This is a genomic window from Streptomyces albidus (ex Kaewkla and Franco 2022) (assembly GCF_013870515.1).
GTDB classification, from domain to species: domain Bacteria; phylum Actinomycetota; class Actinomycetes; order Streptomycetales; family Streptomycetaceae; genus Streptomyces; species Streptomyces albidus.
Map to the genome: position 1 here is coordinate 1 of NZ_JACBXA010000089.1, position 19,819 is coordinate 19,819.

General features: G+C 69.2%; 20 protein-coding genes. 3 read left to right on the forward strand and 17 right to left on the reverse strand.

What is annotated here, in order from left to right:
- From H5J26_RS15445 to H5J26_RS15455, 3 genes are all read right to left on the reverse strand, one after another.
- The coding region (locus H5J26_RS15445) for an ABC transporter ATP-binding protein (protein ID WP_181766432.1) at window positions 1–438 on the reverse strand (438 nt) is incomplete at its 3' end.
- Window positions 435–962, reverse strand: a complete 528-nt coding sequence (locus tag H5J26_RS15450; RefSeq protein ID WP_181766433.1) for a PadR family transcriptional regulator — start codon at window positions 960–962, stop codon at window positions 435–437. The genes H5J26_RS15450 and H5J26_RS15445, both read right to left, overlap by 4 nt.
- Window positions 963–1,121: 159 nt before the next feature.
- The gene (locus H5J26_RS15455; RefSeq protein ID WP_181766434.1) at window positions 1,122–2,570 is read right to left on the reverse strand and encodes a catalase; all 1,449 of its coding nucleotides are present in this window, start codon (window positions 2,568–2,570) and stop codon (window positions 1,122–1,124) included.
- Window positions 2,571–2,788: 218 nt separating this feature from the next.
- On the opposite strand from H5J26_RS15455, the gene H5J26_RS15460 reads away from it, so the two are divergent.
- A complete protein-coding gene (locus tag H5J26_RS15460) occupies window positions 2,789–4,729 on the forward strand; it encodes an alpha/beta hydrolase (protein ID WP_181766435.1) in 1,941 nt (646 codons plus the stop codon).
- A gap of 38 nt (window positions 4,730–4,767) precedes the next feature.
- Here H5J26_RS15460 and H5J26_RS15465 read toward each other — a convergent pair whose 3' ends face one another.
- From H5J26_RS15465 to H5J26_RS15480, 4 genes are all read right to left on the reverse strand, one after another.
- Window positions 4,768–6,246, reverse strand: coding sequence for an AI-2E family transporter (locus tag H5J26_RS15465; RefSeq protein WP_181766436.1), 1,479 nt, complete (start codon window positions 6,244–6,246; stop codon window positions 4,768–4,770).
- Between the two features lie 207 nt (window positions 6,247–6,453).
- A complete protein-coding gene (locus H5J26_RS15470; RefSeq protein WP_181766437.1) occupies window positions 6,454–7,146 on the reverse strand; it encodes a transglycosylase SLT domain-containing protein in 693 nt (230 codons plus the stop codon).
- Window positions 7,147–7,740: 594 nt separating this feature from the next.
- Entirely contained in the window at window positions 7,741–9,063 is a 1,323-nt protein-coding gene (locus H5J26_RS15475; RefSeq protein WP_181766438.1) for a PhoH family protein, read from the reverse strand.
- A 411-nt stretch (window positions 9,064–9,474) separates the two neighbouring features.
- Window positions 9,475–10,236 carry an isoprenyl transferase gene (locus H5J26_RS15480; RefSeq protein WP_181766439.1) on the reverse strand — a complete coding sequence of 254 codons (762 nt, stop codon included), beginning with the start codon at window positions 10,234–10,236 and terminating at the stop codon, window positions 9,475–9,477.
- A gap of 110 nt (window positions 10,237–10,346) precedes the next feature.
- Here H5J26_RS15480 and mgrA point away from each other — a divergent pair, with 110 nt between their 5' ends.
- Window positions 10,347–11,399, forward strand: a complete 1,053-nt coding sequence (gene mgrA, locus H5J26_RS15485; RefSeq protein WP_181766440.1) for an L-glyceraldehyde 3-phosphate reductase — start codon at window positions 10,347–10,349, stop codon at window positions 11,397–11,399.
- Between the two features lie 245 nt (window positions 11,400–11,644).
- On the opposite strand, the gene H5J26_RS15490 is transcribed toward mgrA, so the two are convergent.
- Window positions 11,645–12,415, reverse strand: coding sequence for an A24 family peptidase (locus H5J26_RS15490; protein ID WP_309237928.1), 771 nt, complete (start codon window positions 12,413–12,415; stop codon window positions 11,645–11,647).
- Window positions 12,416–12,574: 159 nt separating this feature from the next.
- On the opposite strand from H5J26_RS15490, the gene H5J26_RS15495 reads away from it, so the two are divergent.
- Window positions 12,575–12,754 carry a hypothetical protein gene (locus H5J26_RS15495; protein ID WP_181766441.1) on the forward strand — a complete coding sequence of 60 codons (180 nt, stop codon included), beginning with the start codon at window positions 12,575–12,577 and terminating at the stop codon, window positions 12,752–12,754.
- Window positions 12,755–12,881: 127 nt separating this feature from the next.
- Here the strand turns inward: H5J26_RS15495 and H5J26_RS15500 are convergent, their stop codons facing one another.
- The 9 genes from H5J26_RS15500 to H5J26_RS31520 all read right to left on the reverse strand — a co-directional run.
- Window positions 12,882–13,649 carry an OmpA family protein gene (locus tag H5J26_RS15500; protein ID WP_309237929.1) on the reverse strand — a complete coding sequence of 256 codons (768 nt, stop codon included), beginning with the start codon at window positions 13,647–13,649 and terminating at the stop codon, window positions 12,882–12,884.
- The gene (locus H5J26_RS15505) at window positions 13,642–14,229 is read right to left on the reverse strand and encodes a hypothetical protein (RefSeq protein ID WP_181766442.1); all 588 of its coding nucleotides are present in this window, start codon (window positions 14,227–14,229) and stop codon (window positions 13,642–13,644) included. Before H5J26_RS15505 ends, H5J26_RS15500 begins: the two co-directional genes overlap by 8 nt.
- A gap of 32 nt (window positions 14,230–14,261) precedes the next feature.
- Window positions 14,262–14,798 carry a hypothetical protein gene (locus tag H5J26_RS15510; RefSeq protein ID WP_328514950.1) on the reverse strand — a complete coding sequence of 179 codons (537 nt, stop codon included), beginning with the start codon at window positions 14,796–14,798 and terminating at the stop codon, window positions 14,262–14,264.
- A gap of 53 nt (window positions 14,799–14,851) precedes the next feature.
- Entirely contained in the window at window positions 14,852–15,061 is a 210-nt protein-coding gene (locus H5J26_RS15515) for a hypothetical protein (RefSeq protein ID WP_181766450.1), read from the reverse strand.
- Between the two features lie 307 nt (window positions 15,062–15,368).
- A complete protein-coding gene (locus H5J26_RS15520) occupies window positions 15,369–16,259 on the reverse strand; it encodes a DUF5936 domain-containing protein (RefSeq protein WP_181766443.1) in 891 nt (296 codons plus the stop codon).
- Between the two features lie 18 nt (window positions 16,260–16,277).
- Window positions 16,278–17,222 (reverse strand): type II secretion system F family protein, encoded by a 945-nt coding sequence (locus H5J26_RS15525; protein WP_181766444.1) that lies wholly within the window; start codon window positions 17,220–17,222, stop codon window positions 16,278–16,280.
- An 80-nt stretch (window positions 17,223–17,302) separates the two neighbouring features.
- Window positions 17,303–18,655, reverse strand: coding sequence for a CpaF family protein (locus H5J26_RS15530; RefSeq protein WP_181766445.1), 1,353 nt, complete (start codon window positions 18,653–18,655; stop codon window positions 17,303–17,305).
- A 118-nt stretch (window positions 18,656–18,773) separates the two neighbouring features.
- Window positions 18,774–19,187, reverse strand: coding sequence for a TadE/TadG family type IV pilus assembly protein (locus H5J26_RS15535; RefSeq protein ID WP_181766446.1), 414 nt, complete (start codon window positions 19,185–19,187; stop codon window positions 18,774–18,776).
- Between the two features lie 4 nt (window positions 19,188–19,191).
- Window positions 19,192–19,819 (reverse strand): TadE/TadG family type IV pilus assembly protein (locus H5J26_RS31520; protein ID WP_235980734.1); only part of this gene is annotated, 628 nt, incomplete at its 5' end.

The window sequence follows — 19,819 nt, forward strand, 5'->3', positions numbered from 1 at the left end:
CAGGCGCTCCAGCCACGCGGTGGCCCGCGCCTCGGCCTCCTTGCGGCCCAGCCCGGCGAGCCGCAGCGGCAGGGCCGCGTTCTCCACGCAGCTCAACTCCGGTACGAGCTGGCCGAACTGGAAGACGAAGCCGAAGTCGCTGCGGCGCAGCGCGCTGCGCTGTGCGTCGTTCATCGCGGAGACTTCCTTGCCGCGGTACGTCACGGTGCCGGAGTCCGGCGGGACGATGCCGGCAAGGCAGTGCAGCAGCGTCGACTTGCCGGAGCCGGAGGGCCCCATGACGGCGACGATCTCTCCGGCCGAGATGGTGAAGTCGGCGCCGTCCAGCGCGGCCGTCGAGCCGTAGGTCTTGCGCAAGTCGCTTGCCGTGAGCAGGAATTCGGAACCCGTACCGGTACCGGGCCCGGTCAGGGCCGCAGTGGGTGCAGGGGGTGTCATGGCCGTACCTCCGTGGCGAGCTTGTCGAGTCGCGCGGCCGTCAGTTCCAGCCACCGCAGGTCGGCTTCGAGGTGGAACAGCGCGTGGTCGCAGATGAGTTGGTCCGCCAGGTCGCCGCCCTGCTTGCGCCGGGTCAGCTCCCGCATCAGGCGCAGGTGTTCGGCACGCTGGCTGTCCAGCAGCTCACCGGCGTCGCGCCGGGTGAGCAGTGCGAGCACGACCTTCGTGTAGAGGGTGCTCTGCAAGTACGGCTCCGGCTTCTCGGGACGGGAGAGCCAATCGGCGACGTCGGTGATGCCGGCGTCGGTGATGGCGTACCGCTTGCGCTCGGGGCCGCCGCCGGCCTCGATGCCGTCGACCTCCACGAGGCCGTTCTTCAGCAGCCGGGACATCGTCGAGTAGACCTGCCCGTAGTGCAGTGGGCGGTCGTGTCCGAAGCGTTCGTCGAAGGCCCGCTTGAGGTCGTAACCGTGGCGGGGTCCGGACTCCTCCAGGAGTCCGAGCAGGGTGTGACTGATGGACATGACGGGGACTATACACGGCAGGTATACATGCCGTGTATAGATGACGGAAGAACGGCCCTGACCTGCACGGTCAGGGCCGTCTCACCGGTTTCGCCCCTCAGGTGCGAGAAGCACGGGTGCTGATGCGAACCGCCCCGGACAGGGGGCTCGCGAGCCTGCTCAGCCGCCGTTCACCTTCGCCGCGATCCGGTCGCCGAGCGTCTTGTCGACGTTGCGCCAGTACTGGAGGGCGCGGTCCAGAACGGGCTTGCTGACGTCGTCGAGCAGGTGTCCTGAGACGTTGTCCACGAGCCGGTCCCGCGCCGCGTCGTCGAGGACCTTGCGGACCTGGGTGCCCGCCTGGCCCCAGTCGTCGTCCTCGCGGCGCAGCGAGTACGCCCCTCGGACCATCTCCTGCTCCGTCACGCTCCATCCCGCCTCGTGGCCGAAGCGGGCGGTGTCGGCCGCCGGCCCGCCGTAGGAGTTGGGCGCGTACGGCCGGGCGACGTTCGCGGGCTCGTACCGCATCGGCCCGTCCTTGGCATAGGAGTTGACCGGGGAGTGCGCCCGGTTGGGCGGCAGTTGCGCGTAGTTGGGACCGATGCGGTACCGGTGGGTGTCCGGGTAGGAGAAGAGGCGGCCCAGCAGCATCTTGTCCGGGGACGGGCCGACTCCCGGCACCAGATTCGCGGGCTCGAAGGCCGCCTGCTCGATGTGGATGAAGTAGTCCTCCGGGTTCCGGTCGAGCCTCATCCGGCCCACCTCGATGAGCGGGTAGTCGCCGTGCGGCCACACCTTCGTCAGGTCGAAGGGGTTGAACCGGTAGTCGGGGGCGTCCGCGAAGGGCATGATCTGCGCGTACATCGTCCAGGTCGGCGCATCGCCGCTCTCGATCGCGCGGAACAGGTCCCGCCGGTGCGCGTCCGCGTCCTCACCCGCCATGCGGTCGGCGTCGTCCTGCGTGAGGAAGTCGACGCCCTGGTCGGTCTTGAAGTGGTACTTGACCCAGAACTTCTCACCGCCGGCGTTGACCCACATGTAGGTGTGGGAGCTGTAGCCGTTCATGTGGCGGTACGTGCGGGGGATGCCGCGGTCGCCCATCAGCCACGTGACCATGTGCGCGGACTCCGGTGAGAGCGTCCAGAAGTCCCACTGCATGTCGTGGTCGCGCAGCCCGCTGTCCATGCGGCGCTTCTGGCTGCGGATGAAGTCCTGGAACTTGCTCGGGTCGCGCACGAAGAAGACCGGGGTGTTGTTCCCGACCATGTCGTAGTTGCCGTGCTCCGTGTAGAACTTCAGCGCGAAGCCCCGAGGGTCGCGCCAGGTGTCGGGGCTGCCCTGCTCCCCGGCGACGGTCGAGAAGCGGGCCAGCATCTCCGTGCGCCTGCCGGGCTGGAAGAGGTCCGCCTTGGTGAACTGGCTGACGTCGTTGGTGACTTCGAAGACGCCGTAGGCTCCGGCGCCCTTCGCGTGCACCACCCGCTCGGGGACCCGCTCTCGGTTGAACTGGGCCATCTTCTCGATCACATAGTGATCCTGGAGCAGGATCGGCCCGTCGGGACCGACGGTGAGGGAGTGCTCGTCACTCTCCACCGGGACGCCGACGTTGTTGGTCGTGTAGTCCGACATGGATCTTCCTCCCGTGAACGGGTGAGGTACGACGTACCACCGCCTGCCACGGCTTTCGTCCGGCTGCCGTGACTCGACGGCTACTTGGACCAAGTCCAACCCTGTACCCCGTCGACGCTGGATGCAACCTCTCTCACCCCCATACGAGCAACCCCGCTCCACCGCGGCGCGTCAGCCGTAACGGTGACCAATCACCGACAACCGGGTGGGGGCGGACGATGGCGTACAGGACGGAAGTCGGAACGCTCCCCGCCGGGGGCAGCCTCGACACGGATCTCCCGCCCCCGGTGAGCCCCGGCGTCGCCGGACTGCCTCCCGCAGAAGCTCCCGGCCGCGTTCCCGGGCGGCTCGGCGGCCCAGGCGCCCCCGGCCCTGCCGACCGGCTCGCCGCCCTTGCCCGTCGGGCCGCCTCACGCGTCCTGATCCTCGTCCGGCGCCCGTACTGGCAGCGTCCCGACACGACCTGGCTGGTGCGGCGCTGGCCCGACCTCAGCGCGACGTGCTTCGCCACCATCCTCTTCTGGGTCTCCCTGACGCCGTCCCTGGTGCCCCGCCCCTGGTATCTGCAGGGCGTCATCGGCGGCATCACGGCGGCGATCGGCTACGCCATCGGGTCCGTGCTGGGCTGGCTGCTGCGACTCACGCTCGTACCGCTGAGCCGGCGCGTGCTTCCCCGGCAGCCGGGGAGCCGTGCGCGGGCACACGCCTGGCAGGTGTACTACGTGCTCGCCCTCGGGCTCACCGTCCTCTCCCTCTCCGAAAGCGCGCGCATGCAGCGGGAGTTGAGGGTGCTGCAGGATCTGCCGGAGACCCTCACCTGGCACTCGATGATGATCGCGCTCATGGCTCTGGGGCTGTGCGGCCTGCTGCTCCTGCTCGCCCGTACGGTCCGGCTCGGCACCCGTGCACTCATACGGGGCCTGTGCAGGTTCGTGCCGCGCCCCGTCGCCGTCGTCGCCGGAATCCTCATCAGCACCACCGCCGTGGTCGTCGGCACCCGCGACGTCGTCTTCGACCGCGGGGTGATCGACATCGTGGCCCGGATCGCGGAGACCACCAACGAGGGCACCAAGGAGGGCGTCGTCCAGTCGGGCTCCCGCCTCGTCTCGGGCAGCCCCGACTCGCTGGTCAGATGGAGCGAACTGGGCTACGAGGGCCGCAACTTCACCGGCTCCACCCTCACGGCGAGGCAGATCGCAAAGGTCACGCACCGCCCCGCGAAGGACCCGGTCCGGGTGTACGTCGGCAGGCAGAGCGTCCACCCCGGCGACGAGGCGGACGAGGCCGAAGTCTACGAAGCGGGCGCGGAGTTGGCCGTCGCCGAGCTGGAGCGCACCGGCGCCTTCCGCCGCGAGGTGCTCGCCGTCGCGGGCACAACCGGGATGGGCTGGGTCAACTCCACCGACGCCGAACCGCTGGAGTACATGCACGGCGGCGACACGGCCATCGTCGCGATGCAGTACTCATACCTGCCCAGTTGGGTCTCCTTCGCCGTCGACAAGGAGCAGGCGGGCCGGGCGAACCGGGCGCTGGTGAAAGCGGTGAGGGCTCGCTGGCTCCAGGAGCCGGAGAAGTCACGTCCGCAGCTGTTCGTCTTCGGCGAGAGCCTCGGCGCGTACGGAATCGAGGCGGCCTTCGACGGACCGGACGACCTGCTGGCGAAGGTCGACGGCGCAGTGCTCGCCGGCTCGCCGAACTTCTCCCCGATCCGCAGGGAGCTCACCGGCAGCCGGGACCCCGGAAGCCCCGTATGGCGGCCCCAGTACGAGGACGGCCGGCACTTCCGCTTCGCACAGTGGCCTGCGAAGGACCTGGCACGCCCTGAGGGGCCGTGGCAGGGGCCCCGGGTGGTCTATCTCCAGAACGCCTCGGACCCGATCGTGTGGTGGTCGTGGGACCTGGCGCTCAACAGGCCGCGCTGGCTGAGCGAACCGCTGGGCCCGGACATCACCGGCGAGGTCGGCTGGTTCCCGTTCGTCACCTTCTGGCAGACCACGGTCGACGTTGCCGTCTCGTACGACGTCGACGCACCGCACGGGCACCGGTACGGCACCGGGTCGGTCGAGGCGTGGCGAGCGGTGGCGCCCCCGGAGGGCTGGAGCGCCGCCGACTTCCGGCGGCTGAAGCACCACATGGACACGCGCAAGGCCCCGTACTGACCGCGTGGGCACGGCAGTCGGGGCCTCGTGCGAGCGAGCTACCGAGAAGGGTTCGCGGGCCCGTTCGGGCCGTCCGGGCCCCCGTCCGAGGGTGGGTTCGGCGGCGGCGGCGCGTCGGCGGACTCCGTCGGGGAAGCGCCCGGCTCCGTCGAAGTCCTCCCCGTCACCGCGGGCTTGGCCGTGGCGGCGGGCGCCTCGACCGGCGGCGGCACCGTCGCCGCCCCGGACGGCAGCACCGGACCCGCCTCGTACCTCTCGTCCGAATAGGCGCGCAGGTAGCTGAACACCCGGTTGATCACCGCCACCAGCGGAACGGCGACGACCGCACCGGGGATGCCCGCGATGAGGCTGCCGCCGGTCACGGCGAGCACCACGGCCAGCGGATGCACGCGCACCAGACGGCCGAGGATGAACGGCTGGAGCACGTGGCTCTCGATCTGCTGCACCAGCAGCACCACGGCGAGCACCATCAGCCCGGTGAACGGGCCGTTGGTGACCAGCCCGACCAGAACGGCCAGCGCACCCGACAGGACCGCACCGACGATCGGGATGAACGCGAAGATGAAGATGATGACGGCCAGCGGCACCGCCATCGGCACATCGAGGAAGTAGATGCCCACGCCGATGAAGATCGCGTCGATCAGCGCGACGATCACGGTCCCGCGCACGTATCCGGTCAGCGTGACCCAGGCACGCGGCCCGGCGCCCTCGACGCCCTCACGGGCCGCGCTCGGGACCAGCTTGAGCACCCAGTTCCAGATGCCGCGGCCGTCGTAGAGCAGGAACAGGGTGATGAACATCGTCAGCACCGCTCCGGAGAGGAACTCCAGCAGGACGGTGACACCCGTCAGCCCCGCGGACGTGACCTCCTTGCTGTTGTCGCCGAGCCACTGGCTCAGGTTCTTGGCGACGTTGTTGACCTGCTCCTGAGGTACGTGGAACGGGCCGTTGATCGCCCAGCGCTGCATCTCGTCGATGCCGTCCTGCACCCGGCTGGTCAGGGTGGGCAGGTTCTCCGTCACCTGCCAGACCACGAACCAGCCGATCAGGCCCATCACCACGAATCCGGTGATGAAGGTGATCGCCGTGGCCATACCGCGGCCCACGCGGTGGCGCCTGAGCCTGGCGACCGTGGGCTGCAGCAGCGCGGTGATCAACAGCCCTGCGGAGAAGGCGAGTACGAGCAGGCTGATGGAGCTGATCACCTGTATCAGCACCCAGACGACCCCGGCGAGCACCAGCAGCCGCCACCCGGCCTCGGCGGCGACGCGGACGCCCCAGGGGACCACGGTCGAGGGCCCGGGCCTGCCGCCGGCAGTCGGCGGATAGTTCGGAGGCGGGGGCGGCGGGGCGGGTGTCCGCGACGGCTCCGCCTCCTGTTCCTGCGAGCCCGGGCCCCGGCGGGCGTCCACCTTGGTGATCGCCTCCTCCTCGGCCAGCTGCTCGGCACGCCGCTCGGCGATACGCGCCGCCAGGCGGGCCACACCGTCCCGCAGCTTGTCCACCCTGCTCGTCATCCCACGTCCTCCGCCCCCGGAATCAGCCTTCTCCACTGCCGTTGTGTGACGACGTTACCGGCGTGAAGGTTGCTTCCGAGACGGGCGGGCGATGATGTTCACCACCTGGGTGCCCTCGAAACACGCGAACACCCCCGCCCGGAGCCCGGGACGGGGGTGTTCGTCGAAGCCTGTGAAGTTGTGTGGCTCAGGGCTGTGCGCCCGCGCTCAGTACCAGTTGTTGGCCTGCCAGAAGTCCCAGGCACCGCAGGGGCTGCCGTACCGGTCGTTCATGTAGTTCAGGCCCCACTTTATCTGGGTGGCCGGGTTCGTACGCCAGTCGGCGCCCGCAGAAGCCATCTTGGAGCCGGGCAGTGCCTGGACCAGACCGTAGGCGCCCGAAGAGGCGTTGCTCGCCTGGTAGTTCCAGCCGGACTCGCGCTCGACGATCTCGGAGAAGCACTGGAACTGGCCGCTGCCGACGATCTGCTTCGCCATCGACTGGACTTCGGAAGTCGAGTAGGAAGCCTTCTGCGCGAAGTCCCCCGCGTCGGCGCGCGATGCGGAACGGCTCGCCGCTGCCTTGGCCTCACGGGCCTGGGCTGCCTTCTCCGCCGCTTCCTTCTTGGCAGCCGCGTCCTTGGCGGCTTGCTTACGCGCGGCTTCCTCGGCGGACTTCTTCGCTTCCGAGTGCGCAGCCGTGGACATCGAGTCCGCCTGCTGCGTCAGAGAAGCAGTCTGAACCTGGGCCTGCTGACCCGCCGGTATGTCTGCGAGGAGCGTCGCGTCAGCAGCGGTGGCCTCGACATCGTTCGTCGTCTGACCCTGCTGGCTACCGGAGGCCACACCGACGACGGCGCCGACGGTGGTGACCGCGGTGGCGGACGCCACGGCGAATCCCCGGACGGAGATCCGAGTCACACGTTTTCCTTCCAACGTGCCCGCTTGAGTGACCGCGCGGGCGCTGATCGTGCCCCTGGCACTGATCTCCTCGGAACTCGGTCACCGGAGATACGGGCCCGGCTGGGCCTCCCGTGGAACAGGGAGGACCCGCGTGGTGCTTCGGGCGGCATACGGCGTGACTGCTGTTCAGTTGTGTACTGCCTTGTGCTGCAACACCATTGCTGATGCCGCTGTGCCGTATGCGGGGCCTGACAGGACCCACACCCTGCCGGACGCGAGCGGGGTGAGGCAATTCCGTGCTGAGTGGGATAGGTCACACCGTGTTTGGCTGTCACATTGAACGGAAATAAGCGCGCCACACACCCCTTGGGGCTAGGCTGCTGGACTCTTCCGGACGGTGCTCACTTGCGCGTCCTGCCGGGGCGTCAACTACGCGTCGTCCGCCGCAGGTCAGGGCCTCTAACACACCGATTCAGCCATATCACGGGCGCACCCCGCAAGGTCTTCCGCCGGGAGCCGGGCCCCTCACACACGCCCCGTCAACCCCGTCCGGCACAACGAGAAGCGCCGGCCGCCCACGGGGACGACCGGCGCTTCCCGTCTCAACTCACCTCAGATGTGAGTCTCTTCGAGCATTTCGGTCACAAGTGCCGCGATCGGCGACCTTTCGGACCGGGTGAGAGTGATGTGCGAGAAGAGCGGATGGCCCTTCAGCTTCTCGACGACGGCGACCACACCGTCGTACCGCCCGACGCGCAGATTGTCCCGCTGTGCCACGTCATGGGTGAGTACGACCCGTGAACCGGAGCCGATCCGGGAGAGAACAGTCAGCAGGACGTTGCGTTCCAGCGACTGCGCCTCGTCGACGATCACGAACGCGTCGTGCAGCGACCGGCCCCGGATGTGCGTCAGCGGCAGGACCTCCAGCATCCCGCGCTCCACGACCTCCTCGATGACCTCACGGCTGGTGACCGCCGACAACGTGTCGAAGACCGCCTGCGCCCAGGGGTTCATCTTCTCGGCCTCGGTGCCCGGCAGGTAGCCGAGATCCTGGCCGCCGACCGCGTACAGCGGACGGAAGACCATCACCTTCCGGTGCTGGCGGCGCTCGAGCACCGCCTCCAGCCCGGCGCACAACGCGAGCGCGCTCTTGCCCGTACCGGCACGGCCGCCCATCGAGAGGATGCCGATGTCGGGATCGAGGAGCAGGTCCAGAGCGATGCGCTGCTCCGCACTGCGTCCCTTGATGCCGAACGCCTCCCGGTCGCCCCGCACGAGCTTGACGCGCCCCTGCGGAGTCACACGGCCGAGAGCCTTGCCCTTCTCCGACTGGAGCACCAGGCCGGTGTGCACCGGGAGTTCGGCCGCTTCCGGCACGAACACGCTCTCGGCGGCGAAGAGTTCGTCGACGTCCTCACCGGGCAGGGTCAGCTCGGCCATGCCGGTCCAGCCCGACTCGGTGATGGCGAGTTCCGCGCGGTACTCCTCGGCGAGGAGTCCGACTGAGGACGCCTTGATGCGCAGCGGCAGATCCTTGGAGACGACCGTGACGTCGTACCCCTCGGCCTGCAGGTTCCTGGCCACCGCCAGGATCCGCGAATCGTTGTCCTGCAGCCGGAAGCCGGCGGGAAGGATTCCCGTGTCGGAGTGGTTCAGCTCAACCCGCAACGAGCCGCCGATGTCTCCGATGGGGATGGGTGCGTCGAGCCGGCCGTGGCGGACGCGGTATTCGTCCAGCCTCCTCAGTGCCTGCCGTGCGAAGTAGCCGAGCTCCGGGTGATGCCGCTTAGCCTCCAACTCGGTGACGACGACAATGGGGAGCACCACTTCGTGCTCCTCGAATCGATCCATTGCCGTCGGGTCGGCGAGCAGCACGCTGGTGTCGATGACATACGTGCGCCGGTCGGACTCATTGCGCTTCTTGCTTGTCACCACGGGTTGACGAACCCCCTCGGAAGAGGTCGGGGTGCGACGGCGTCGCAGGGGAAGAGACCGGTCCGGACCCGCGCGGGGCGGGCCGTGTACCGGCCCTCCGCGACATCCTCGTCGCCGCAATGCGATCTGCGGTCGTCCGTGGTCTGCAATCGGGCCTCCCGGCGCCGGGGCCTGTGGAGGGCACCCAGCCATGAGGGGATATTCCCCCGCCCGAGCTCAAGCATGCAATGGCATATGCGCTGCGCCCCGGCCGGGTGAGCACGACAACCCGATCAAGGGAAAATCAGGGACCGATCGGGAGCAAGAGCCAGGCCCCGGGCCTGACGGGCCGTGGAGGGCCTCACGCGCGCCTGTGCGCCCCCTCGGGGGCCCGTGCGCCCCGGTCTTCGGAGCGAGGCGTGCGGCGTCTTCTCAGTTCCCGTAGCGCCGGTGCCTGGCGGCGTAGTCCCGGAGGGCACGCAGGAAGTCGACCTTGCGGAAGGCCGGCCAGAAGACCTCGCAGAAGTAGTACTCCGAGTGGGCGCTCTGCCAGAGCATGAAGCCGGAGAGCCGCTGCTCGCCGCTGGTGCGGATGACCAGGTCCGGATCGGGCTGTCCGCGGGTGTAGAGGTGCTCGGAGATGTCCTCGACGGTCAGGTCCTCCGCCAGCTCGTCCAGGGTCCTCCCGGCGGCGGCGCGGTCGGCGAGCAGCGAGCGGACCGCGTCCGTGATCTCCTGCCGGCCGCCGTACCCGACGGCCACGTTCACCAGTATCCCGTCGATCTCACCGGCCTGTTGCTCGGCCTTCTTCAGCACCTGCTGCGTGCGGTCCGGGAGGAGGTCGAGCTGGCCGACGTGATGCACGCGCCAGCGGCCGTCACCCGCGAGGTCGCGCACGGTGTCCTCGATGATGCCCAGCAGCGGCAGCAGCTCGTGATCGGCCCGGTGGAGGTTGTCCGTGGACAGCAGCCACAGCGTGACCACCTTGACGTCCGTCTCGGCGCACCAGCCCAGCAGCTCCTGGATCTTCTCCGCCCCGGCCTGGTGTCCCTGCTCCGTGGTGCCGCCCGAGGCCCGTGCCCAGCGGCGGTTCCCGTCGAGGATGACGCCGATGTGCTTGGGCACCTGGTCGGTGTCGAGACGGTCCTCCACCCGGCGGGCATAGAGCCTGTACACCAGGTCACGAAGCTTCATGGGAATGGCCAGCCCCTCCTTGGCGAGTCCGGGACTCTTGCACCTTACTGCGGGTGAAGCCCCTGGACGAAGCCGGGCCGCCCCGTGCGCCTGCTGATAGGAAAGGGAGCATGACGCACGACACCTCCCTCCATCCTTTCCGTGCAGACGACGGCCGCTACGACTCCATGGAGTACCGGCGTACGGGGCGGTCCGGGCTGAAGCTGCCCGCGATCTCGCTCGGCCTGTGGCACAACTTCGGTGACGACCGTCCGCTGGACGGCCAGCGGGCCGTCCTGCGCCGCGCCTTCGACCTCGGGGTCACCCACCTCGACCTGGCGAACAACTACGGACCGCCGCCGGGCTCCGCCGAGGAGAACTTCGGCAAGCTGATGGCGCAGGACTTCCGCCCGTACCGCGACGAGCTGGTGATATCCACCAAGGCCGGCTATCTGATGCACCCGGGGCCCTACGGCGAGTGGGGCTCCCGGAAGTACCTGCTCTCCTCGCTGGACGCCTCACTGCAGCGGATGGGCCTCGACTACGTCGACATCTTCTACTCCCACCGCTTCGACCCGGACACCCCGCTCGAGGAGACGATGGGAGCGCTGGCCTCCGCCGTGAAACAGGGGAAGGCGCTGTACGCGGGCATCTCCTCCTACAACGCACGGCGTACGCGCGAAGCAGCAGGGCTGCTGCGGGAGATGGGCGTACCGCCCCTCATCCACCAGCCCTCGTACTCGATGCTCAACCGCTGGACCGAGGAGGACGGGCTCCTCGACGCCCTGGAGGACGAGGGCATGGGCTGCATCTCCTTCGCCCCGCTCGCCCAGGGGCTGCTCACCGACAAGTACCTGCAGGGTGTGCCCGAGGGCTCGCGCGCTTCTCAGGGCAAGTCGCTGGACCCGGGGCTGCTGACGGACGAGGTCGTGCGGCGGCTGCGAGGGCTCAACGACATCGCCCGCCGCCGCGGCCAGACCCTGGCGCAGCTGGCTCTGCGCTGGGTGCTCCGCGATCCGCGGAGGACCTCGGCTCTGATCGGCGCCAGCAGCGTGCAGCAGCTGGAGGCGAACGTCGCGGCGCTTGAGGGGCCGGAGCTGACCGAGGAGGAGCTCCGCGAGATCGACTCCTACGCCGTCTCCGAGCCGGGCACCAACATCTGGTCGAGGAGCAGCGAGAGCTGAGGGCCTGCCGGTGGGGCGGTGCCTGGGAGCGCTGCCCCGCCGGGCCGGGTTCACGGGCGGTGGAGGGGAGATCCGTGTCCCGGACATAAAGCGGGCCGGTCCGTGGGGGGGGTGTACGGACCGGCCCGAGGGGGGGTTTCCACCCTAGCCCCTCGACGCCGGCTCACCGGGCAGCAACTGGCCCGTCCGGCGTGCCGGTTCCATGGCCGTCAGGGCTGGTTCAACGCCTCTCCTGGGGCCCTGCTTCAGATCCCCGAGGCCGCCGGCATCACGACCAGCAGGGCCCCGAAGACCATGAAAGGCCCGAAGGGGAGGGCTGTCTTGCGTCCGGCACGTCCCGCCAGGATGAGTGTCACGCCCCATGCGGCGTGCAGCAGAAAGCCGAGGAACGCACCCGCGAAGACGGCCTGCCAGCCGTACCACCCAAGAGCGACGCCTGCGGTGAGCGCCAACTTGACGTCTCCGAAGCCGAATCCGCGCGGGTGGAGAAGGAACAGCACGAAGTAGCTGCCCGCGAGTGCGACTCCGCCGAGCAGCGCACGTACCCAACTGCCGTCCGTACCAGGGAAGATGGAGGCCACGCCCAGCAGTGCGGCGGTGGCGGCGGCCAGCGGCAGGGTCAGCGCGTCGGGCAGGCGGCGCACGCGGATGTCCACGGCAGCGAGCAGCAACGCGAACGGTGCGATCAGGAGCCACACCGCCAACTCCGGGCGCGCTCCGACCGCGGCGGCAAGTGCCGTACAGACGAGGGCACTTGTGAGGGCCGTGCGTCCCGCACGCGGGCCGAACGCGGCGTCCGTACCTGCCTCGCTCCGGCACGACGCACAGCGGGCCGGCCCCAGCCAGCCGCCCGGTGAGCCGGGCAGGGGGTGCCCGGACGGGCAGCGGGTGGGCCGGGGCTGCTCGCGCCCGACCGCGAACCGGTACACGGAGCGCGGCAGCAGTGCTCCGACGGCGGTTCCGTATCCGGCCACGCCCAGGATCAGCGTCAGTTCAGTCGGCAACGTCTCCAGCACACGGCGAGCTTAGACACGAACAGTGCCGGTCAGGGCGGGTGCGGGTGGACTTGAAAAAGATGACCCGGAGAGGTTTACACGGGCTGAGTTGGTGTCACGTGACCTAAATCGCCCGGAATTTGGCCGTGATTGTCAGTGCGAGGCCCTAGTCTTGCCTACATGTCCTCGTCTTCCCAGCCGTCCGTTCCCGTCGCCAGAGCCATCGCCGATGCCAACGAGGCGATCCGGCAGTATGTCGCGGGTCGTACGATTTGGTCGCAGGCGGACCTCGCCGAACTGGACCGCCTGCGCACGGACTGGAAGCACGCCATGCAGGCGCAGATCCGCCGGGCCGCCTGAACCCCGGGCACCTTCTCCCGGCGTACGCGCACGGATGCGCGTACAGCTCGCGCCCAACGCGCTGAAGCAGCCGGGCCGTTGAGAACCCTGCCCGCCCGGATCGCTCCGGACGGGCCGCCCCAGGTCACTACTGACGGGCGAAGGACACCTCGACGCGACGGTTCTTCTTGCGGCCGTCCTCGCTCCTGTTGTCGGCGATCGGATAGTCCTCGCTGTAGCCGCGCACGTTGAACGAGAATGCGGAGCCCAACTCCTGTGCCAGCGCCTGCTGTACGGCGTCCGCGCGCTTCTTGGAGAGCTTCTTGCCGTGCTCGTACGAGCCGAGGTCGTCGGTGAAGCCGAAGACGTTGATCTCTTTCGCCTTCTGCTTGTTGACCTCTTCGACGATGTCCTGGATGCGCGACTCGGCACCGCTGTCCAGCTTCGAGCTGTCCTTGGGGAACAGCACCTCGGCCTGGAGCGTGAACTTGGTCTTCCCGGTGCTGTCTTCGCGGCGCTCCTCGCCGCTCAGGTCCTCGGTGACGAACTTGATGTCCAGCACCTTGGACGGGGCGAGGTTCGCCCCGTCGGCGAGCCTGAGCCCGGCTGCCTGCGGGTCGAGGTCGACCGGCGGCTCGGAGTCCCCGATGTTGTCCGGCGGCTCGCTGTAGTCGGGGGCAGGCGCCGCTCCGCCCTCTCCGGGGAGGGAGGGGGCGGCCTCGGTGGGGATGGTCGTGGGGTCGTCGGCGCCGGGGAGGGACGTGGGCCCGCTCGGAACCGAGATCGTCGGCTTCGGCGAGGGGTCGTCCGCCCGCGCGCCCGTGGTGCTGAAGGCCGTCAGCAGCAGGGCGGAGGCCGATGTGCACACGACGGTACGCAGCGCATGGGCGCGGGGGCGGCTCGTCCGGTCACTCACCTGACAGCTCCACCGTCGCGCTGGGCAGGTCCGCCACCTGGAAGTCGACCGACGTCGTCGAGTCGGGTGGCGCCGGGAACTGAGCGAACCATTCCGTCGTCTCGCCCTCCTGGAAGCCGCCGGAGAACCGGGTGCACAGGCAGCGTCCGTTGGTGTCCCGAAGAATGAAGTAGCGCTTCTTGCCCTTCTTGTCGACCATCGTCGAACCGGCCATGGACAGACCGTTGTTCTTGAGTTCCTTCTCCTCGCTCGCCCAGCCCGGCAGGACGAGCACCGAAGGGCCGTCGTTCTTCAACGTTCCCTTGAACGTGGTGAATCCGGACGACTCACGCTGTGCGGAGGTGATGGTCAGCGTGAGATTGCCGCCCTTGCCGCCCTTGACCTGTGCCAGCACCTTCTTCTCGCCGCCGGATCCGCCGCCCGCGCCGCCCTCCTTGTCCTGCTGGGAGGATCCGTCGGATCCTCCCTTCCCCCCGCCGTCCCCCTCACTGCTGCAACCGGTCAGGGCGAGCACGAAGGCGGTCGCGATCACGGCAGCGGTGGTTCGTCCGCGCATCTTCTTGGAGTGCCGAATGGTCATCGATCGCTCGTCCTTAGTTCGTCTTCCACTCATCAGCCGACCAGCACCACCGAGAAGAGATCCGACGGTTCCAGATCGAGTTCCAGCACGTCATCCGGATCGATGATGAACTCCTCACCGTCACAGGTGATTTCGATCAGTTCCGCGTCGTCCGCGAGTTCGCACCGCGGCTTGATCACGGCGGTGGCGGTCGCCTGCGCCTTCTTGTTGTCCGCGCCGGGAACGATGGAGTCGCCCGTGTCGAAACGGGTCTCGACCTTCACGGTGTAGCCGTTGTGCCCGTCCCGGCTGACGCCGTCGCAGCTCAGGACGTCAGAACGGTTGCGGCCCGCGAAATAGTCCGCCTCGCCGCATCCGTCGCCCAGGAGGTCACCGATTCCGTCGAGCAGATCCTCCAACGAGTTGCCTTCACCGATTGCGTCGAGGAGGGCTTCGTACAGCTCGTCCCGGTCGTCCTGGGCGGCCGCCAGAGCGGCGGAGTCCGCCGCCGACTGTCCCCCGTTCCTCACCGTGCCCGCCTGCGCCACGGCGAAGAACGCGAAGGCGAGGAAGAGCAGACCCGTGATCACCGCCCCGTAGAGGATCAGGGTCGAGCCCTCGTCACCGTGCCCGCGCAGGCGTCCTAGCCACCGCCGCCCAGAATACTGTTGACGGCGTTCGCGATCGCCGCGGAAATGGCCGTGTCCAGGCCGAGGCCCCGGATCGCCAGAATGATCCCCGCCACGATGATCACGATGCCGGCGTATTCGATCGCCCCGGCGCCGCTGTCCGATTCGCGGCCGTGCAATCGCTCCGCGACGCGGTGGCGCCAGCGGCGCATTGCCTTCGACATCACGATCTCCTTCACTGATGGCCGGGTTGACTACCGACGGCGATTGTCCCCCCGTGCCCCCGGCCCGGATGGTGTAGTTCTTGACACTCTTGCCGTCGGTGAAACGAGCGGCCTGTGCACGGGAGTTGAGAAGGCTCAGAAATGGACGACCCGTCATTTCCGTCCACCTCCCGCCCCGTAGCCCACCGTTGTTGTCCGAATGCAGACTGTGCCACATCGGTCGCCTTCAGCGAAGAGGGGACCGGGACGCCACCGGAGTCCGGCTGAACAGTCGTCGGTCATGCGGATGCTCACGTCTGTCATCCCGTCACCCGTTCAGTACGGAACCGAAGTCGGTGTCGGAGCCGAGCACGAAGGTCGCCACGATCAGCAGCAAAGTGCCCGGAAGCAGGAAGGCGATGGTGGTCATCGTGGCCTTGGGCACGGTCTTCGCCGCCTGCCGACGCGCGTTCTGCGCGTCAGTGCGGCGCATGTCCGTGGCGATCTGGATGAGCGTGTCCGCGATGGGAGCGCCCAGCTCCTCGCCCTGCTGCAGGGCGGTGACGAACTGGTCCACCTGGTCGCTGTCGTTGCGCTTGCGCAGCTCGTCGAAGGCCTGACGGCGGCCGACGCCGAGGTCCATCTGCCGCAGGGTGATGCGCAGTTCGTCGGCCCAGGGCCCGGCGTAGTGCTCGGCGACCCGTTCCAGTGCCTGCCGGAAGCTGAGACCGGCGGAGACGACGACGGCGAGCACGTCCAGGAAGTCGGGGAGGGTGCGTTCGATGACGCGCTTGCGGTCGCGGACGGCCTGCCAGATGCCGAGGTCGGCGGCGCTCAAGCCGAAGGCCAGCACGAGCGCGGCGAAGAGCAGGCTGTCCGCGGAGACGCCGACGACGGCCATGACGACGCCGAGCACTCCGTAGGCGGCCCGGCGTGCGGCGTAGCGCTGGATCGTGAGGCCGCCGGGGTTGCCGGCCTGGTCGATCTTGCGGCGCTTCTTGTTGACCGACTGCTGCCCCATCAGCCGCAGCACGAGCGGTGCGAGGGGCATGCCGAGGCGGTCGACTGCCGCCTCACGCTTGGTGGTTCGCGTGGCACCGACCTCCAGGGCGACGGCGAGGTCGCTGGGCAGCTCGGTCTCGGCCCGGTACATGCGGACACCGGCGATGATTCCGTAGACGCCGAGAGCGACTGCGGCGGCGAGAAGAAGGGGCAGCATCGTCTCCGGACTCCTTCCTCAGATCTCGATCTTGCCGAGTCGGCGGATGACGAAGAACCCCGCGGCGAAGAGCCCGACGGCGACGACGATCGCGAACTGCCCGAGGGCTGAGCCGGTGACGCGGGCGAGCGCCCCGGGCATCATCGAGTTCATCATCAGCATCGCGCCGAGCCCCAGCACCGGGACGGTGAAGGCCGTCGCGTTCACCTCGGCGAGCATCGTGCGCACCTCGCGACGGGTCTCCTTGCGCTCCTCCAGGGTGGCGGTGAGGTTGCGCAGTGACGCGACGAGGGTGCCGCCGGCACGGTTGGCGAGGACCAACGTCGTGACGAGCACGACCAGTTCGCGGGAGGGCAGTCGCTCGGCGAGCTCTCCGAGTGCGTCGTCGATGGAGCGGCCGACGGCCAGCTGATTGGTGACGAGGGTGAGTTCGTCCCCGGCGGGCGCCTCCAGCTCCTCGGCCGCCATACCGAGTGCGGTGCGCAGTGCCAGTCCGGCCGAGGTGGCGTTGGCGAGGATGCGGGACAGTTCGGGGAGCTGGTTGATGAACTGCTCGGTGCGGCGCGTGCGTTGGTGCGTGAGGAAGGCATTGGCCGCCAGGACGCCGAGTATTCCGGCTATCGGACCGAAGAACGGTGCGAGGACGGCGCCGGCCACCAGCCACAGTCCGGCGACGAGGACCAGGACGTAGACGGCGAACTCGCCTGGGGTGACGTCCAGTCCGGTGGCGGCCAGCTTGAGCTGCACGCGGCTGCCCAGTCGTGTGCGTCGCAACTGCCGGTCGACGCCCGTGAAGTGACGGCGGCGGCCCGCGGGCAGCTCGTACCCTCCGGAGCCGGTCGACAGCCGTTCGATGAGGGCCTGCTGCTGGGAGCGGCCCGCCGCATACGTCAGGACCCCCGCTACGGCGAGGGCACTCGCCAACAAGGAGGCTCCGAGCGCGAGTTGTGCGGTGGTGTCCATGACGGGTCCTGTGTGTCCTCAATCCAGGGTGCGTGGGCCGGTGCCGGAGGCGGGGCGGGGGTCGTCCGTACGGGCGGGGGTCATACCGCCTCCCTGGTGGACAGCCGCGACGCGTCGTCGGTGACTCCGAAGACGGGCGGCACCGTCTCGCTCGACATCTGCAGACGGGCGGCGGCCCGCCGGGGTACGGGCAGGTGCTCGAAGTTCCCGTGGATCTTGCCGTCCGCGGACATCGGGCTGCCCGCGAATCGGGAGACGGAGGCGATCTGGAAGGTCTCCCTGCCGTGCGAGGCGAGAAGGGCGATCTCCACGATCTTCCTCGATCCGTCGGCCATACGGGCCAGTTGGATGATGACGTCCACCGCGGAGTTGATCTGGTCCTGGAGGGCCGGGAAGGGGATCTCCACCTCCGACATGGAGGCAAGGGTCTGCAGACGCATCAGCGCGTCCTCGGCGCTGTTGGCGTGCACGGTGGCCAGCGAACCGTCGTGACCCGTCGACATGGCCTGGAGCATGTCCAGGGTCTCCCCGCCGCGGACCTCGCCGACGATGATGCGGTCGGGCCGCATGCGGAGCGAGTTGCGTACGAGGTCGCGAACGGTGATCTGGCCCTTGCCCTCCACGTTCGGCGGCCGGGTCTCCAGACGGATGACGTGCTGCTGCTGGAGCTGGAGTTCGGCGGCGTCCTCGACGGTGATGATGCGTTCGTGGTCCGGGATGAGCCCGGAGAGGGCATTGAGGAGGGTCGTCTTCCCGCTGCCCGTACCGCCGGAGACGATCACGTTGAAGCGGGCGCGGATGAAGGCCGAGAGCAGCGAGAGGATGTGCTCGTCCAGGGTGCCGAGCGCGATCAGCTCGTGCAGCGCGTACGCGCGGGGGAAGCGCCGGATCGTGAGGGTGGGCCCGGTGAGCGAGAGCGGCGGGACGATGACGTTGACGCGCTCGCCGGAGGGCAGGCGCGCGTCGACCATCGGATTGGACTCGTCCACACGGCGGTTGACCGTGGAGACGATGCGCTCGATGGTCTGCATCAGCTGCTCGTCGGAGGCGAAGCGGACCGGCACCTGCTCGACGCGTCCCGCGCGCTCGACGAAGACCTGATCGGGACCGTTGACCATGATCTCGGTGACGGTGGAGTCCTCCAGGAGCGGTTCGAGCACGCCGAGACCGAGGGCTTCGTCGACGACGCGCCGGATGAGCAACGCGCGGTCGTTCGTGGCCAGTACGGGACCCTCGCGGCTGATGATGTGCCCGAGCACGCGCTCCAGGCGGGCCCTGCGCTCCTGGGGCGCGAGGGCGGACATCTCGGCGAGGTCGATCTCCTCGAGGAGCTTGGTGCGGTAGACGGCCACGAGGTGGCTGGTGCCGTCGGCGGGTGCCGCCCCGTTGCGTGCTCTGGACTCCGGGGTGGTGATACGGGCCCGCAGGCTCATGTCCGGCCTCCTCTCTCCGTTCGGGGCGATGTGGGTCGCGGTGGTGTCGGTCGTCGTGCGGGTCGCGGTCGTGTCGGTCGGTCGTAGTCGTCGTCGTCGGTCGTAGTCGTCGGGCGGATCAGTCGCGGGGCATCGTCGCGGAGCGGGAGGCGTCGCCGAAGTCGTCGACGCCGGGGACTATCGAGGGGATGGTGACGGTCGTCGTGACCCGCACCTCGTCGTCACCGCCGCCGAGGGCGAAGCTGCTGCGGGACGCGGTCCAGCCGGACATGGCCGCCTTCCCGGTGGCGGCGTAGCTCTCCGCGACGTCCTCCAGGCTCGCCGTACGTGCTGCCGCGCGGGCGCCCGTACCTGCCTGCTGGACGGCGTATCCGGCGATGCCGAGCTGGATCGAGGCGACGGCCACCAGAAGGAGCAGCGGCATCATCCCCGCCAACTCCAGGCTGGAGGCACCCCGTTCAGGCTGCTCAAGCGCCGCACGCGGCAACAGGGCACGTGCCGCCCCGCGCAGCGCGGTCACCGCCGCCCGCATGCCGTCACCCCTCTTCCGCGGCGCCGGCTCTGCCGCTGACGGTGAAGGGGAGCTTGCCCGCCCCCGGGAAGAGGACCGGCGTGCCCAGATCGACGTCGGCCTTCCACAGATGTCCGGAGAGGCTGCACCGGACCTCGGACTTCTCCCGCCACTCTTCGGGGAGGTGTTCGGTGGCCGCTTCCCGGCAGGCGCCCTCGGCATCTCCCTGTGAGGCTGCGGCGGTGGCCGCGCGAGCGGCCTCGTCGGCGGCGTTCCCCGCCAGGGAGAAGGTGTAGCCGATGAGCACGCACTGCCACAGAACGGCCAGCACGACCAGCACGATGGGCGCCATTCCCGCGAACTCCACGGTCACGGCGCCGTTGTCGCCCCAGACGCTCGCCTCTTCGTCGTCGTCGGGCTCCTGGTGGCGCTGCGTCCCGCGGCTGCCCTGAGGCCTCTGGGTGCCCGGCTGCGGGCGGAACCCGGACGACGCCGGCGCGGCTCCCCGCCCCTCGCCTGGTCCGCCTCCCTGTCCGGCTCCGGGTGCGGCTCGCTGTGTACGGGACCGGAGCGGCAGCGCGTCATCGGTGGCACCGCTCGGCTCCGCGTCGAAACGCCGCCGGGACAGCGTCTCGATGGGGGACGTGCCGAGC

What these genes read in the sequence shown, in the direction of transcription:
- H5J26_RS15450 (WP_181766433.1), bottom strand. Translation starts at nt 962, where the DNA reads ATGTCCATCAGTCACACCCTGCTCGGACTCCTGGAGGAGTCCGGACCC.
- H5J26_RS15455 (WP_181766434.1), bottom strand. Translation starts at nt 2,570, where the DNA reads ATGTCGGACTACACGACCAACAACGTCGGCGTCCCGGTGGAGAGTGAC.
- H5J26_RS15460 (WP_181766435.1), top strand. Translation starts at nt 2,789, where the DNA reads ATGGCGTACAGGACGGAAGTCGGAACGCTCCCCGCCGGGGGCAGCCTC.
- H5J26_RS15465 (WP_181766436.1), bottom strand. Translation starts at nt 6,246, where the DNA reads ATGACGAGCAGGGTGGACAAGCTGCGGGACGGTGTGGCCCGCCTGGCG.
- H5J26_RS15480 (WP_181766439.1), bottom strand. Translation starts at nt 10,236, where the DNA reads ATGAAGCTTCGTGACCTGGTGTACAGGCTCTATGCCCGCCGGGTGGAG.
- mgrA (WP_181766440.1), top strand. Translation starts at nt 10,347, where the DNA reads ATGACGCACGACACCTCCCTCCATCCTTTCCGTGCAGACGACGGCCGC.
- H5J26_RS15495 (WP_181766441.1), top strand. Translation starts at nt 12,575, where the DNA reads ATGTCCTCGTCTTCCCAGCCGTCCGTTCCCGTCGCCAGAGCCATCGCC.
- H5J26_RS15505 (WP_181766442.1), bottom strand. Translation starts at nt 14,229, where the DNA reads ATGACCATTCGGCACTCCAAGAAGATGCGCGGACGAACCACCGCTGCC.
- H5J26_RS15515 (WP_181766450.1), bottom strand. Translation starts at nt 15,061, where the DNA reads ATGTCGAAGGCAATGCGCCGCTGGCGCCACCGCGTCGCGGAGCGATTG.
- H5J26_RS15520 (WP_181766443.1), bottom strand. Translation starts at nt 16,259, where the DNA reads ATGCTGCCCCTTCTTCTCGCCGCCGCAGTCGCTCTCGGCGTCTACGGA.
- H5J26_RS15525 (WP_181766444.1), bottom strand. Translation starts at nt 17,222, where the DNA reads ATGGACACCACCGCACAACTCGCGCTCGGAGCCTCCTTGTTGGCGAGT.
- H5J26_RS15530 (WP_181766445.1), bottom strand. Translation starts at nt 18,655, where the DNA reads ATGAGCCTGCGGGCCCGTATCACCACCCCGGAGTCCAGAGCACGCAAC.
- H5J26_RS15535 (WP_181766446.1), bottom strand. Translation starts at nt 19,187, where the DNA reads ATGCGGGCGGCGGTGACCGCGCTGCGCGGGGCGGCACGTGCCCTGTTG.